At 49.2% G+C, this 260-nt stretch carries 1 protein-coding gene; it reads left to right on the top strand.

Annotation, left to right across the window (positions count from 1 at the left end; genetic code table 11):
- Window positions 1-260, top strand: a 260-nt coding sequence (locus AB4496_RS23030) for a glycoside hydrolase family 38 C-terminal domain-containing protein (protein ID WP_372132097.1), incomplete at both ends; no start/stop codon positions are given.

Raw genomic sequence — 260 nt, 5'->3', positions numbered from 1 at the left:
GAACTAGACAACCAAGCCGACGACCACCGTGTACGTGTGCTAGTACCAACGCCATTCGTTTCTGAAACTGTGGTTGCAGATAACCAGTTCGGTTGTATTACTCGACCAACCAATGACCCTGCTATGGCGGTTTGGGAAGAAGAGAAGTGGAAAGAAGCGCCAGTTCCTGTGTATCAGTCAATGAACTTCGCAGCGCTAGAAAACGGCAAAGCGGGTATGGCGATTATGTCGAATGGCCTGCGTGAATTTGAAGTGATTGC

This window comes from Vibrio sp. 10N.222.46.A1 (genome assembly GCF_041473595.1).
In the GTDB taxonomy this organism is placed as follows: Bacteria; Pseudomonadota; Gammaproteobacteria; order Enterobacterales; family Vibrionaceae; genus Vibrio; species Vibrio tasmaniensis_A.
Note: the sequence above shows the minus strand (reverse complement) of the source record. Positions and strands in the feature narration are given on the sequence as shown.